The organism is Bradyrhizobium sp. CIAT3101 (assembly GCF_029714945.1).
Lineage (GTDB): Bacteria > Pseudomonadota > Alphaproteobacteria > Rhizobiales > Xanthobacteraceae > Bradyrhizobium.
Genome location: NZ_CP121634.1, coordinates 193358 through 205952 on the forward strand (window position 1 = coordinate 193358; position 12595 = coordinate 205952).

The 12595-nt window shown below is 57.5% G+C and carries 16 protein-coding genes; 13 read left to right on the forward strand and 3 right to left on the reverse strand.

From position 1 onward, the window contains the following. Positions 1-388 precede the first annotated feature (388 nt). The 5 genes from QA645_RS00775 (at position 389) to QA645_RS00795 (ending at position 4761) form a co-directional block, all read left to right on the forward strand. On the forward strand, positions 389-901 hold the full coding sequence (locus tag QA645_RS00775) for a hypothetical protein (protein ID WP_283047531.1): 513 nt from the start codon (positions 389-391) through the stop codon (positions 899-901). A 304-nt stretch (positions 902-1205) separates the two neighbouring features. Continuing rightward, positions 1206-2234, forward strand: a complete 1029-nt coding sequence (locus QA645_RS00780; RefSeq protein WP_283047533.1) for a hypothetical protein — start codon at positions 1206-1208, stop codon at positions 2232-2234. Continuing rightward, positions 2230-2568 carry a DUF2958 domain-containing protein gene (locus tag QA645_RS00785; RefSeq protein ID WP_283053620.1) on the forward strand — a complete coding sequence of 113 codons (339 nt, stop codon included), beginning with the start codon at positions 2230-2232 and terminating at the stop codon, positions 2566-2568. The genes QA645_RS00780 and QA645_RS00785 overlap by 5 nt, the downstream gene beginning before the upstream one ends. A 608-nt stretch (positions 2569-3176) precedes the next feature. Continuing rightward, entirely contained in the window at positions 3177-3875 is a 699-nt protein-coding gene (locus QA645_RS00790; RefSeq protein ID WP_283047534.1) for a hypothetical protein, read from the forward strand. 646 nt (positions 3876-4521) lie between these two features. Then, positions 4522-4761, forward strand: a complete 240-nt coding sequence (locus QA645_RS00795; RefSeq protein WP_283047536.1) for a hypothetical protein — start codon at positions 4522-4524, stop codon at positions 4759-4761. A 187-nt stretch (positions 4762-4948) separates the two neighbouring features. Here QA645_RS00795 and QA645_RS00800 read toward each other — a convergent pair whose 3' ends face one another. Beyond that, positions 4949-5179 (reverse strand): helix-turn-helix transcriptional regulator, encoded by a 231-nt coding sequence (locus tag QA645_RS00800; RefSeq protein WP_283047538.1) that lies wholly within the window; start codon positions 5177-5179, stop codon positions 4949-4951. Between the two features lie 134 nt (positions 5180-5313). Between QA645_RS00800 and QA645_RS00805 the strand changes: the two genes are divergently transcribed. From QA645_RS00805 to QA645_RS00840, 8 genes are all read left to right on the forward strand, one after another. After that, a complete protein-coding gene (locus QA645_RS00805; RefSeq protein ID WP_283047539.1) occupies positions 5314-5886 on the forward strand; it encodes a DUF4339 domain-containing protein in 573 nt (190 codons plus the stop codon). A 1-nt stretch (position 5887) separates the two neighbouring features. Beyond that, on the forward strand, positions 5888-6319 hold the full coding sequence (locus QA645_RS00810) for a superinfection immunity protein (protein ID WP_283047540.1): 432 nt from the start codon (positions 5888-5890) through the stop codon (positions 6317-6319). Continuing rightward, entirely contained in the window at positions 6316-6909 is a 594-nt protein-coding gene (locus tag QA645_RS00815; protein ID WP_283047541.1) for a hypothetical protein, read from the forward strand. Before QA645_RS00810 ends, QA645_RS00815 begins: the two co-directional genes overlap by 4 nt. A 100-nt stretch (positions 6910-7009) precedes the next feature. Continuing rightward, the gene (locus QA645_RS00820) at positions 7010-7771 is read left to right on the forward strand and encodes a protein phosphatase 2C domain-containing protein (RefSeq protein ID WP_283047542.1); all 762 of its coding nucleotides are present in this window, start codon (positions 7010-7012) and stop codon (positions 7769-7771) included. A gap of 16 nt (positions 7772-7787) precedes the next feature. Continuing rightward, positions 7788-8327, forward strand: a complete 540-nt coding sequence (locus QA645_RS00825) for a hypothetical protein (RefSeq protein WP_283047544.1) — start codon at positions 7788-7790, stop codon at positions 8325-8327. 46 nt (positions 8328-8373) lie between these two features. Continuing rightward, positions 8374-8640, forward strand: a complete 267-nt coding sequence (locus tag QA645_RS00830; RefSeq protein ID WP_283047546.1) for a hypothetical protein — start codon at positions 8374-8376, stop codon at positions 8638-8640. Beyond that, positions 8640-9701, forward strand: coding sequence for a hypothetical protein (locus QA645_RS00835; RefSeq protein ID WP_283047548.1), 1062 nt, complete (start codon positions 8640-8642; stop codon positions 9699-9701). The genes QA645_RS00830 and QA645_RS00835 overlap by 1 nt, the downstream gene beginning before the upstream one ends. A 64-nt stretch (positions 9702-9765) precedes the next feature. Continuing rightward, positions 9766-10749 carry a WYL domain-containing protein gene (locus QA645_RS00840; protein ID WP_283047550.1) on the forward strand — a complete coding sequence of 328 codons (984 nt, stop codon included), beginning with the start codon at positions 9766-9768 and terminating at the stop codon, positions 10747-10749. Between the two features lie 17 nt (positions 10750-10766). Here QA645_RS00840 and QA645_RS00845 read toward each other — a convergent pair whose 3' ends face one another. Continuing rightward, entirely contained in the window at positions 10767-11447 is a 681-nt protein-coding gene (locus QA645_RS00845; RefSeq protein WP_283047553.1) for a hypothetical protein, read from the reverse strand. 18 nt (positions 11448-11465) lie between these two features. Next, positions 11466-12521: an agmatine deiminase family protein gene (locus QA645_RS00850; protein ID WP_283047554.1), complete on the reverse strand. Its 1056-nt coding sequence runs from the start codon at positions 12519-12521 to the stop codon at positions 11466-11468. Between the last annotated feature and the right edge of the window lie 74 nt (positions 12522-12595).

A 12595-nucleotide genomic window follows, 5' to 3' on the forward strand; every position in this document is an offset into this window, starting at 1 on the left:
GGAAGCAGGAGCAGGCTCCGGTGACTCCCGACCTGCAGCAGTTGCGCAATTGATGGATGTGTTGCGCAATAGCCCCGCCAGACGAAGCGGCGCAACAAAGGCCGACCGGCTGACCCCGGCCTACCCTACTTAAGCAGGGTGCGCTTATCCAAAGACTGACCGACGGCGTGGCTCCGGGTTTCGGACACTCTATCGACAGCAGCTTCGCCTCCGCGCAGGCGAAGCTATGCCCTTCGGGCACAGAACCTCCCTCCGACGTTCACCAGGTTTCGGGAACGCGCCCCTCACAACTTCCCCTCCTTCCCTTCCTTCTCTCTCCCCATCCCGCACCGGCGTCCAGGTCGCGCGATCGCAACGGACGATATGCTCATTCGAGAGGAGAACTGCGATGATCGTGGGAGACGAATACCGCCGCTTGGAAAAGCGTCTCAACAACGCGCTGCTCAGCGGAAAGGCGAACCCTCGCGAGTCCATCTTCCTTCATAAGATCTCTACCCGAATTTCAGAATACGGAAAGAATGCCCGCCTTACGGACAGGCAAGCCTCATACTTGATGAGCATCCTCGATCGCCTCAGCCCGGCGAAAGCGCGAACAACAGCTTCAACGGCTCTTAAACCCGACGCCGACTCCAATCGCGGCGAGCCTAACAGTATGTCGATGGCCCAGGCCCCTGAGGCAAAATTGCCTGCTACCTCACCGGCGCTACCTTCTGAACGCGACGAGGCAATCCCACCCGACTCCAACTTTTTCGTTCCACCTCCGTCCAACGAAGCCACGTTCTCCCAACTTCGCGCGGAAGATATACAAGTCCCAAAGGACTGGATTTCGAAAGCCTTGGCCAGGGCTGCGGCCCGCCGCGAACACGAAGAACTACTCAAGAAATTAGGCCGTCGACTCTGATCCTAGATACTCCGGGATCCACATTCATTGGAACTCGGCTAACCTGTTCGTCACCAGCATCTCGGCGTCAGGGTCAACTCATTAGCCGCTTCGCAGAATCTCTCTCGCCACAACGGCCCACAATAAAGAGAGAGACACCTTGACCAACGCAGATCCAACGATCCCGCCTCATGCTTCATCTGGTACTCGTGGGCGGAAATCGAGATTTCAGCAGCTTGCGCGCACGCCATGGATACCCGAACGCTTGCTCGCGCAGTTTGGGGGAGCGTGCGAGATTGATTCCCGGTTCCGGCGAGCGGCGCGCATGCTCCAGATATTGTGGATGCGCGACAACGATATCCCGAACGCGTTGGCCAACGGCGAGCCCGGATCGCATCTTGCTTCATATCTCCGTGCGGATGCTGCCGAGGAGGGGAAGAACTTCCTCACTCCGGACATTCACCTCCTCGCTTTGAGGGACCTTCTGCTTCTCAGGGAAGAAGATGCGGCGGTCGATGAAGACCGACTCCTGATGAACAGCGTTTCGTCGATGCCCGCAACCCTGAATTGTCTTGGCCCATTGGCGTTGAATCTCAAACTTGCCGGCCGAGTGTTCAAACAACTCCTTCCAAACTTCGTTCAATCCGTGGACCGGATCATTTTCGAACATTCACCAGGCCGCCGAAGCGAAAAATATCTGAGCGATCGATCGGCGTTTGATGCAGCAGTGTTCGTAAAGACTCCCGATCAAGACAAGGGCGTAATCTACCTTGAGTTGAAGTACACGGAAAGCTTGGATCATACCACAAAGCCGTGGAAACCCAGGCAGCTCGAAGCCCTCCGTGAGGTCGCTCTCTACAAAGACCCAGATAGTCCAATCCTCCACTCCGGACCCTGCGAGCAGCTCACTCGCGAACACATGACCGCCCAGTTGGCAGTCCGAAATGGCGCGGTGCCCAGAGCCTGCTTCGTCGGGATTGGCCCAAGCCTAAACCGGCGTGTCCAAGCAGCTTTCCGCGTCTACGCGAACGAGCTCCTCCCGCTGGATCCTGCTGACGGATCCCAGGTGCCGTTCCATCACTTCACGCTCGAGGCTTTGATCGATGCGATTGATGTCGCCGGCGACAGGGACACGGCCGATCGCCTCTGGCAGCGCTACTGCAACTTCCAGCGCATCTATGATGCGGCTCTTAACGTTCTGGCGCCGAGGCTCAGTTCAGACGTCGCGGCGGGCGGGTCGCAGGCGGCGTCATACGAGGACAGAGCAGACGGCGCCGGAAAGCGAGCCGTGCGAATCGACAAGGGCAATACCGACCCGGTTGTTGCCGCACCTGGGGCCAGCCGCCATGATTGACACTGATCTGCTCACGGTCGAAGACCGCGTTCGGCTCTTGGTCAACGCTTTGGCTGACGACCAAGATCCAGTGCCTGTTGCCAAGCTTTTCACGCCTGACGCAGGCGCAACTTGGTTGCTTGTGCAATGTGACCCCGATGAGCCGGACCGAATCCTCGCCCTGTGTGACCTTGCTCTTGGACATCCCGAGCTCGGTTGGGTCCATCTGGCCGAAATCAGGGAAGTTAGAGGCCGCCTAGGCCTCCCCGTGGAACGGGACCTTCATTTCACCGCGGACAAGCCGATCTCGGCATACGCGGCGGAAGCCCGAGCCAAGGGCCGCATCGTTGCGTAAGAAGCGAAAGCACTGCGAACATCAGTGGGACCACGAGTCCCACTGCCAACCTGCCTTCATCAACAGCTACACGTGCGTAAGCTGCGGCACCGCGTGGGAGGACGCGTGGTCCTGCGGTTGCGATGACGAGTGTCCGAACTGCGGAGTAGATGCGTCACCGATTGACAGCCAGCAAGTCGCCCCTTGTGCTTGTGACTACCTCGGACACTGAGACCGAAGACGCGCCCCGACCGAATGCCCGCACGTGCTCGTCCGCTATGAATCGCATTCAGGACCACAAGCGGAGAGTTTGATCATTCGCTCCACCAACCACGCAAAAAAATGCAACTGCGAACCCGCACGAAACGGCTATATTTTCTTGCCCCCACCCACCGCCATCCACCTCCGCCCACCTACCTTCCCCTACCCCCTCCCAACCTTACCTTCCCAACCCGATCTCCCTGCCCTTACGCCACAGCTACATTGGGAAGCTCAAGAAGGACGGCGCTATTTCCGGCAAATGGCCCAGACCGGCGCGGTGCAACTTCTCCCTCATAGATGGGCTGCGCGAACGCAACATAACGACCCCGCAGCCGAATTCGCGAGAACCACTATCTGCGTGAGGAACGATGACTGCCCCGGAGATCAGCAATCCACGTTCGTGGAACGGAATGGCTCTGGCCGGCGACTGGGCGGTGTCATTGAAACTAGATGGAGTTCGCGCAATCTGGGGCGAGGACGGTTGGGTCAGCAGAGCGAACAAGCCTTTGCATAACCTGCCGCCGTGGCGAGATGGCCAACCGAGAGATTGCGAGGTCTTCGTCAACAATTTCCGCGACACGATTCGAGCCACCCGTACCAAGTGCCTCAAACGAGACACGCCGCCGATCACGCGACAGCACCTCTACGGTCTCGCCCCGCTCGATCCACGCCTTCATTGGGGCACCTTAACGAACCCCGCTCCCGCGGACATTCGGGCCATGTTAGGCCGCGCCAACGCTTTAAACTACGAGGGCATCGTCCTGCGTCAGGGCGAACACTGGATTAAGGTGAAAGCGACGGAAACGCACGATGTCCTCATCACCTCGGTCTCAGAGGGGACGGGCAAACACCGCGGCCGGCTAGGCTTCGTCACAACAGCCAGGGGTGCCGTGGGCGCGGGCTTTACGGACAGCGAGCGCGAAATCCTGTGGGCTGAAGCCAACGCCGGGCGACTGGTCGGCCAAGTCATCGAAGTCACCTGCATGCAGCTGACGGACCACGGCAACTTTCGCCATCCGGTCTTCATCCGCATGCGCCCCGACAAGTTGATTGATGGTACTGCTTGATCGGTGACGGTCCGACGCCCGCGACCGTTTCGCTATGACCATTGGGCAAAAAATCAGCGGCACGAGGTGCTGTCAAATCGGTATATTTTTTGCCCCCACCGCCACCTACCGTCACCCACCCTCCCACCCACCGCCATTCACCCTCACCTTGATCGCCGCCGCCCACCCGCACCACCAACACTTACCTCCCTCTCCACGCCACTTTCAGATAGCGCTAGTGAGCAAGGATGGCGCGGCTCTCCTCGATTCACGCCTTCGTTGGAGCACCGGCCCAAATTCTAGCCCCGCGGCCAAGTGCCCAGAGGCCGTGTCCTTGGTCAAGACCGGCAAGCGGGCAAGATCATGCGGTTTCGATCTTCGACCTCCTCATCACCAATCGCAAGCAAAAGGGGGGACTAAGCCTCGCCCCAACGACGGCGGGAGCCAGCTCTACAGACGATTGCATAAGAGCCTAGGCGTTGATGCGCCACGCCGTTTTCATCCGAATGTGCCCCGACAAAAGCTACGGCTTTGACTCCAAGGATGCGGGCCCGAGCGTAGGTTGCCATTTCATGCTCGCGCAACAAAGAACATAGGAGAGGAGTTTTATGACACTTGGAAATCGCGGTAGAATTCATCTTACAATTCACTAGGGAAAGTTGATCGAATGCCCAAGAAACGAATAAGAAAAGCCGGAACGAGTGATTTATCGCGCGCGGCCAAAAAGTGGCACAAAGAAGTCACACGCTACTTGGAGCGACGGATGAATGTAGCGGAGGACCGAGAGGACGATATTGAGATGAGCTATTTGTACACCTGCCAATTGGCGCTCGCTATTTGTGAACAACTTGGCATCGGTTTGGAGCAACCAGATTTAGGGGTGATGACGCCCTCTTCTCACGCCTGATAGCCTCCTCGAGGGCTCGCAAGATCCCTTTGCGCTGAATGAAACACAAATACGCTTCGTGCGAATCTTCCCAGAGCAGCGACGAGGGGTACCGGCACGTGAGGGACTCAGAAAACGTGGCGTAGCCTGATGACTCGCAAGGTGCGAAGCTTAAAGAGCCCCGAAAGGGGCTCTTTCCATAAGAAGACTACTTTTTCCGCGCTTTCTTGGGGGGCGGCTTCAGAAACTCGGCAGCCTCGACGTCCAGTACCTTTGCCAGCTTTCCGATTATTTCCAGGCCTACGAACGTCCCACCCTTTTCCAGCTTGCTCATATACGTTCGATTCACGCCGGCCTCATAGGCCAAATCCTCTTGGGACAGTCCTTTGGCGTGCCGAAAGTGGCGCAGGTTCGCTGCAAAGACTTGGCGGAGGTCCATGCCTCAGCCAATCAAGGCACCGCTTATTAACCCACCGCTTTAAACAGACAAAATTCTGGACTTGGTGCCGATAGAAACATTACAACCCGACAACCGAACCTAGATTGCGCAGCGGGCTAACACTGGGGGCCAATTTGACCAATACAGTCGCAAGCGACGAAGAGTGGTTTTATGCACAGGGCGGCCAACGCAAAGGCCCTGTACCCACAGGCACGCTACGCGAACTCCTGGCGACCCAGGCAATCGACGGAGAGACCCAAATCTGGCGTAAGGGCTTGGCTAACTGGCAACCGCTGCGCACAACGGAAATCGGGACACAGCTCAAGGATATCCCACCACCCATCGCCGCGAGCCATGTGAACAACGGTTTGGTGTGGGCGCTCGCCTTCGCGCCGCTCGCCTATCTTTTCGTTGATGTCGCGCTGCTTAACTACCAAAACAGTCATCCGGCAGGTGACGAGTTTTTCGAGGCATTTCTATCACCGCTCAGTTGGCTCGTTCCGGTGCTGACGAATGCGGTGCTGTGCCTAGTCGACACAGAACAGCTCAAGCGTGCCGGCTACAGCTCCGGGTGGCTGACGCTCTTCGCGCTACTATTGGCACCGGTCTATCTTTTCGTACGCGCGCAACGCCTGGGCCAGACGCCGACTTATGGTTTCGTTTGGATCGCCACGTTCATCGTATCGATCATTTTACGGGCAGCGTGACGTGCAAACAGATTCACATACAGACGACCTGATTTTCCTGGCCATATTTTTCCTCACTATCGGCATCGTCTACATCGCACCGAGCATCGTGGCATTCCGGCGTAACCATCCAAACCGTTGGATCATCCTTGTCATCAACGTCGTCTTCGGGGGCACGATCCTCGGCTGGGGGATTGCGATGGTTTGGGCGATGCGAGCGGCTCACCGCATAGGCGCTGTGAGCAGCGGCGGAGAGTCCGGCCTCAACCTGTTCGTTAACGACGTGAGAAGGATTCAGATCGTGGATCCACCACCATTGCCGCAGACGTCCACCGCCCAAGAGCTGGAGCGCCTTCACGATCTCCTCGTCCGGGGAGCGATCTCCCAGGTCGAATTCGACAGCCTCAAGGCCAAACTGCTTGGCGCCGCCCCTCACATTGAGAAAGAACAATGAAATTGCGACTGACTATCGTGGTTGCGCTTCTGCTCTCGGCCTTTCGAATCGGATATCTCAACGCGGAGGAACTCTCCTTCTATGAAAAGGAGACAGATAAGTGGTGGACAGTTTTCGGCGGAGCAAACGCGGAGACCGGGCAAGCCACTTGTTACGGTCGCGCGAACAAGAGGGACGGATCGTTCATTCAAATCCATCGCTCCCTCGTTGACGGTGAGGTCTGGGCCATCGTCCACGACACCGAATGGGAAATTCAAGGACCTGACCGAGGCCAGCTTCGCTGGAATTTCTTCAACGGTCTCAAGAACGGTCTCATCGCAGGTGCAAACTTCGACTATGTCCTCAAGGACAAGAACACGATCTTGATGCTGCAAATCGAGCCCAAGAACTTCTCGGAGGCGCTATGGAATGCCCGTTACTTCACTCTTGTGATGCCCGGGAACGTTCCAAACATGTCGCTCAGTTTCGAGAACAAGGGCAGTTCGATGCTTTCATCGCTTGTAGAGTGCGTCAAACAGAACGAGACGAAATACAAGAACTTCAAGCCGTCCCCGGAAAAAGTTCCGGACTCGGTGAAGGAACAGCTCTGAGGCCGCTTGCGCGTGCACCGGTTACGGCAATGGCCGGAAGTAGCTCAATGTGTCACACACCAGCGAAGCTGCCCACAATAGATCGAGCGAGTGTCTGAGTATGCCGGGCTGGACCGTTGCTGCTTTCACCCATCGTGGTCGTGTGCGCCCGAACAACGAGGACGCTATCGCGATCGACAACCGTGTCCTCATCGGCGACATGGACGCGCCGATAGTCGTGACGTCACCGAATGATTGCCGCCTCCTAATGATCGCGGATGGGATGGGTGGCCACGCGCACGGCGCGATGGCCAGCCGAGCGGTCCTCGATCATCTGGTCGCTGCGATCGATCGGCTTTCAAATCCCGCCTCTTGCGCCGAAGTGATCGAGGAAGCCAGTCAACACCTTTATGAACTCATGCAGGAGCACCCGGAAGCACTCGGCATGGGCTCCACCCTCGTTGGAGCCGTCCTGAAGGTCGACCAGCTAGTCACATTCAACATTGGCGACAGCCGCAGCTACCTCTTCAGCGGAAACCAATTGGTGCAGCTCAGCCACGATGATGTACCCGAAGGCGAGAGCAGCCACTTCGGTCCCCGCCGGTCCCATGCCCTCACTCAGGCGCTGGGCGGCTCTTCGTTTCCGTTGTCGATCGGACCGCACGTCACCGTTGATGCGCCGCTCGCACCCCGCGAGACCTTACTTCTCTGCAGCGACGGCCTCACCGACATGGTCAGCGGCCAAGCGATCAGCGACACGTTGAGAACAGCCAAGAACCCTCTTCAGGCCACGAAGAGACTCGCCGCCATGGCATTTAGCGCCGGAGCACGAGACAACATCTCCTTGTTGGTCGCACGCTGCCTGGACGCGCCTGAATCGTAGCGAAAGGAATCACCGGATGGGGTTAGGATATCTTTTCAAGATCGGCTCCGTTGTTGCGACCTGCGCCGCCATCAACTGCGCGAGCAGTCGCGCAGAGGTCATCGTGTACAAAGAAGCTTGCGGGCATGACGCATTTGAAAACTGGAACCTGACATGCAAGATCGAAAGGAACACCTTCACCGCTGACCCCAGCGATTACCGGTCTGCCGCATTCAAGGACATCCGATCGATAACGATCTGCGCTTCGTTCAACAACGGTGGCGGATTGAACGTCCCCGCAACCATCGTTCACAACTACGGCGACGGCAGGCAGTCCAAACCAACAGAGCTCTTCGACACCGTAAGGTTTGAGGGTGGTTTGACGACCCACAGAGTGTCCTGGGCGGGAACAAATCCGAGGCTCGTTCCGGCAGGGACCCCGGCGTGGAGCATGCGAGCCGATCTGCTCCAAACTGGCCGCCAGAATTCGTTCACTTACACGGAGACCCTCCTGAACGGCCAACGGCCAATCGGAGAGATACGGGCCTCATGCAGCTTTCTTGAGGACGACAAATGATCGGCTGTGCACTTAGAGGGATGCGATCCTGGGTTTGAGTCCTGCCGTGCTCGGCGGACTTAGCTCCGAACAGTCGTTTGCCGCAAACGTCTATCTTCACAAAGGCGAGGGCGGAACGGGCATCGACGCCGAGTTGCAGCTCGGTGAGGCGGATCAGTTCAATTTGGCCCTGATTGGCTTCCGAAACGTCGGTGCCTCACAGCAAGTCCAGCTCGGTCTGTTTATTGGGGGAGATAACCGCGGTTTCGGCCCGCTGAATGCGTCCAAAACTGTCGCACCGACCCGATACATAAGTTCCACCAGGAGCTTGTGATGAAGAACACTATCGAACTTGATACCTCGGCTCCATCCGAAAGGCCGCCCGGTTTTCTGCTCGAACCGTTCAAATGGGCAATCCCGACTCTTATAGCCATGCTTCGGGACCAGCCTGAATATTTGTCAGATTTGGTCCACCTCAGCCGAACCCGGATGCATCTGATCGGAACGGCCCTCGCACACGTCGAGGCTAAGCCGAGTTCGGAGTTGGCGAGGGTGCTTTTTCGAGGATCCGCGGAAATAATTCTGGATGCGACCGTCGGTCACCAGCCATCGGGCCTTAAGCGTGCAGTGAGCGTCATGCCGAGTTTCCTGATGGAAGCCGAAAGCTACCGCGGGCTTGTAAAGCTTCTTGCTGAGCCGGATGCAGCGCGGCTGATCTTTCACACGTTCGAGATCCGTGATTCGACGATTAGAGCAATGAATGATGTTCCGGCGCCGCTACGCCGGGTCGTTTTCCCGATGCATGAGAATATCGGAGACATGAGCTCTTTCTCGAGAGGGCTACGGTGCATCTCTTTGCGTAGCGGCAGGCTAAGCTTCGATCAGCTTGTCTCTGAGCTGGCACGTGCCCGTCAACCCAACCAGCTGCTCGCAAAACTAAAGTCTATTGTCGAAAGCTTGCCACTGCCGGACGCTCTGCCGCCAGCTCGCGTGGAGTACGCGGAGCGCATCGATTCCGGACGTCAGCTACGGGCCCTTGGAAAAAAGTGGGGCAACTGCTTGGAAGGCTACGTCTGGAACGTAGAGCATGGACAGTGTGCGATTTACCTCTGGCGTGATGCTGGCTTGCGAGCTGCCTGCTCCGTCACCCGAAGCGGTCGTCTCGGTTGGTTTCTGGACGAGATTAAAGGCCCCGAGAACGCCGATCTCGAGCCTCAAGACCACGATAAGATCCTCAGCGCGTTCGAGGCTGTCCAAATTCCTTCTGCGGCAGTTATCAGTTCGATCGCGCAGATCGTTGCGAACGACAATCTGAATTGGAGGCCCCGACCGCGACACCGGCGGATCAGAGGCGCTCCTCCGCCGGTCGACATGTCGTTGCCGGATCTTGTGTGAGCCCGCTTGGCGAATCCTGTACCCCCGTAATATTCTTCTCGCCGGGAAGGGGTCGGGGACAAGAATGCGGTATGAGAAACTGGAGGCACTGCTTCGCGTCGCTCTCGACATGCGAGGCGGTGCGGAGGGGATTTCGCTCGAGGAAATTCAGCACAGCTATCGGGTTAGCCGCCGAACCGCGGAAAGGATGCGCGATGCCATCGAACGGGTATTCCCGCAGATGGAGCAAGCGAATCCGGGAGAAGTCCCCAAACGATGGCGAATTCGCTCCGGGCCAATCGTCAACCTTGCTGGCATTTCAACTGACGAGCTGTCTGCTCTCACTACAGCCGCACTTATCGCAAAGCGGGACAATGTCGCGGATCTGTCCGCACGGCTTGAGACGCTCTCTGCGAAATTAAAGTCCCTCATACGCCCGGACGCTGCACGCCGGATTGGCCCAGATCTCGAGGCGCTGATGGAGGCAGAGGGAATCGCCCTGAGGCCAGGCCCAAGGCTAGCGATTCCGAGCACTCTCCTTGAGGAGCTCCGCACCGCGATTCTCGCTTGTCGAAAGGTCCGACTTCACTATCGAGCAAGAGGCACCGGGAAACTGAGCCGCCAGTTGGTCTGTCCCTATGGATTTCTGTACGGCAACCGGCACTATCTCGTCGCTTACAGCCTGAGCGAGGGCATTAGCAACTACCGACTATTTAGTCTGGCCAATATCGAAAAGGTCGAAGTTCAGGAGGCGCCGTTTCGAAGACGAAAGGACTTCAGCTTGCAGGAGTTCGCCGAACGGTCGTTCGGTGTATTTCAGGAAGACCCTCTTGAGGTTGTATGGCGGTTTGCACCCCAAGCAGCGGCCGATGCCCGGCAGTATCTCTTCCACCCGACACAGGCTTTTGAGGAAGAGGATGATGGCTCACTTCTGGTCCGATTCCGCGCCGGCGGCGCTTTGGAAATGTGCTGGCACCTTTTTACCTGGGGCGACCAAGTGCAGATCATTGAGCCTAGGCGGTTGCGAACGCTGCTACGACAGCAACTGCAAAAGGCAACCAGAGGCTAACCACCGATCAAGCTAGCCTACGTGCTCGCCAGTGCCCTCATGCTCGTCTTTAAACATGCCGTCGGCGATGTAGCGATTCTTAAGGATGCCGTTCGATACGCAACGTTTTCGGGAGAGCAGGCGTCCTCTCCGGCCTTCTTATTGAGGCCTATTCGTGGCCCAATGAACAACTGCTCATTGCGCGAGGGCGTCTCGACCAATCTCAAAAGCCCAGAGCCAATTTGGCTTCCGTGGATTGATTGCTGAATGATCCGCTTTTCATCCGCAGACCAAGTGTTGTTCGTCCTTTCCCGGTTGACGTTCGCTCCCCGCACAATTCGCTGGAAGACCCAGCGATGTTCATTATCCAACTCACGTATCAGCAAGCCACCATGCCGGTCGCTCGAGCCGCAAGTAATGTCGATCCCCGAATAAAACGGCGCCCGGGCTCCACTATCGTGAACATACCATGTTCCGGATTCGAGCTGAGCGGGCGCGCCGTGCGTGTACGGATCCTGCCAAATATCCGATGCACGGCCGGTGTGAAGATACAACTCAAGAGCGGTAATACGCCAAGGCCGCTCTCGGTCACCGTAGACAAGTTCATGTGAGCACATGATCCGCCGCGCGACGTCGATGAACCTACTCGTTATCTCCTCAAGATTCTGAGCGCCCTGAAATCCCTTCTCTTTGAGAAAAGTCGTGACTGTCTCAACCATCGTAAGATCTTGCCCCTTTCAGGCCGGCATCGGTTGGGCAAGGCAATGAATACCACCGCCCCCTTTTCCGATCGCGTCGATTCGCAAAAGAATAGCTTTGCGTCGAGGAAACGCTTTAGCAAGCGCTTTGCCCGCCAGTTCATCTCGTTCGCTATCGCCGAACATCGGACCGATCACCGCACCGTTGGCGATATAGACGTTTAGATAGCTGGCAGCGAAACTATCGGGATATCCCTTCAAGTACTGCTTCCGTGGCGCGAGGACCCGCTCCACTTTCAACTTGCGCCCATGGCTCGTCCTCGCCTGTTTCAGGAGACGCACGTCGTGCTCGCGCCAGAAGGGCGGTTCGCTATCTGGATCGTCGATACTTTCGACTAAGACTTTGTTTCCTGGAGCGCAGAGGACATATCCGTCGATATGGCCGCTTGTGATCGGCTCGGAGGTATCCCCCTCGAGCCAAATTGTCCTGTGAATACCCAATTTCTTGAATTCTGACGCGATGGCCAGTTGCCGATCGGCCTCCCCTCGCAAGGGATTGCGGTTTGGATTGAGCAGACAGCTCCGCGTCGTGATCAGCGTGCCGCGTCCATCGAATGCGAGCGCGCCGCCCTCAGCGACAAACGACGTTTCGACGCGCGGGACGCCAAAAATTGAAGCTGCGGACATAGCGAGTTGGTCACCAGCCCGCGCAGCGCGCTCGGGGGTACCGCCCCAGCCGTTGAAATTCCAATCAATTGCCACGACCTGTCTCTGACCGCGATCAGTATGGATAGCGAAGGTCGGCATGATGTCTCGCATCCAGAAATCATCTACTGGCGCTTCAATGACTGTGACGGTCGAACAATCGGCAAACCGCTTGCTGGCCTCACGAAATGCGTGGCCGGGCGGGGCCAGCAGACTGACCGGCTCGAAGCGAGCGATCGCGTGCACGACTTTAGTCAAATCGCGCTTTATTCTGGCGGCGTCGCGAGCGCTCCACTCGCGATGAACTGCCCAAGCCATCCAGCAACGCTCGTGCGATTCCCATTCGGCTGGAATTCGTATGCATGCCTTGCGAATCTTGTCTTGGGCCATTGGAAGCAGCTGAAGTCCTGAAGAGAGGCTAAGTTTTCCACGGCAGCACGTCAGATTTGGACGCACTTAACCCT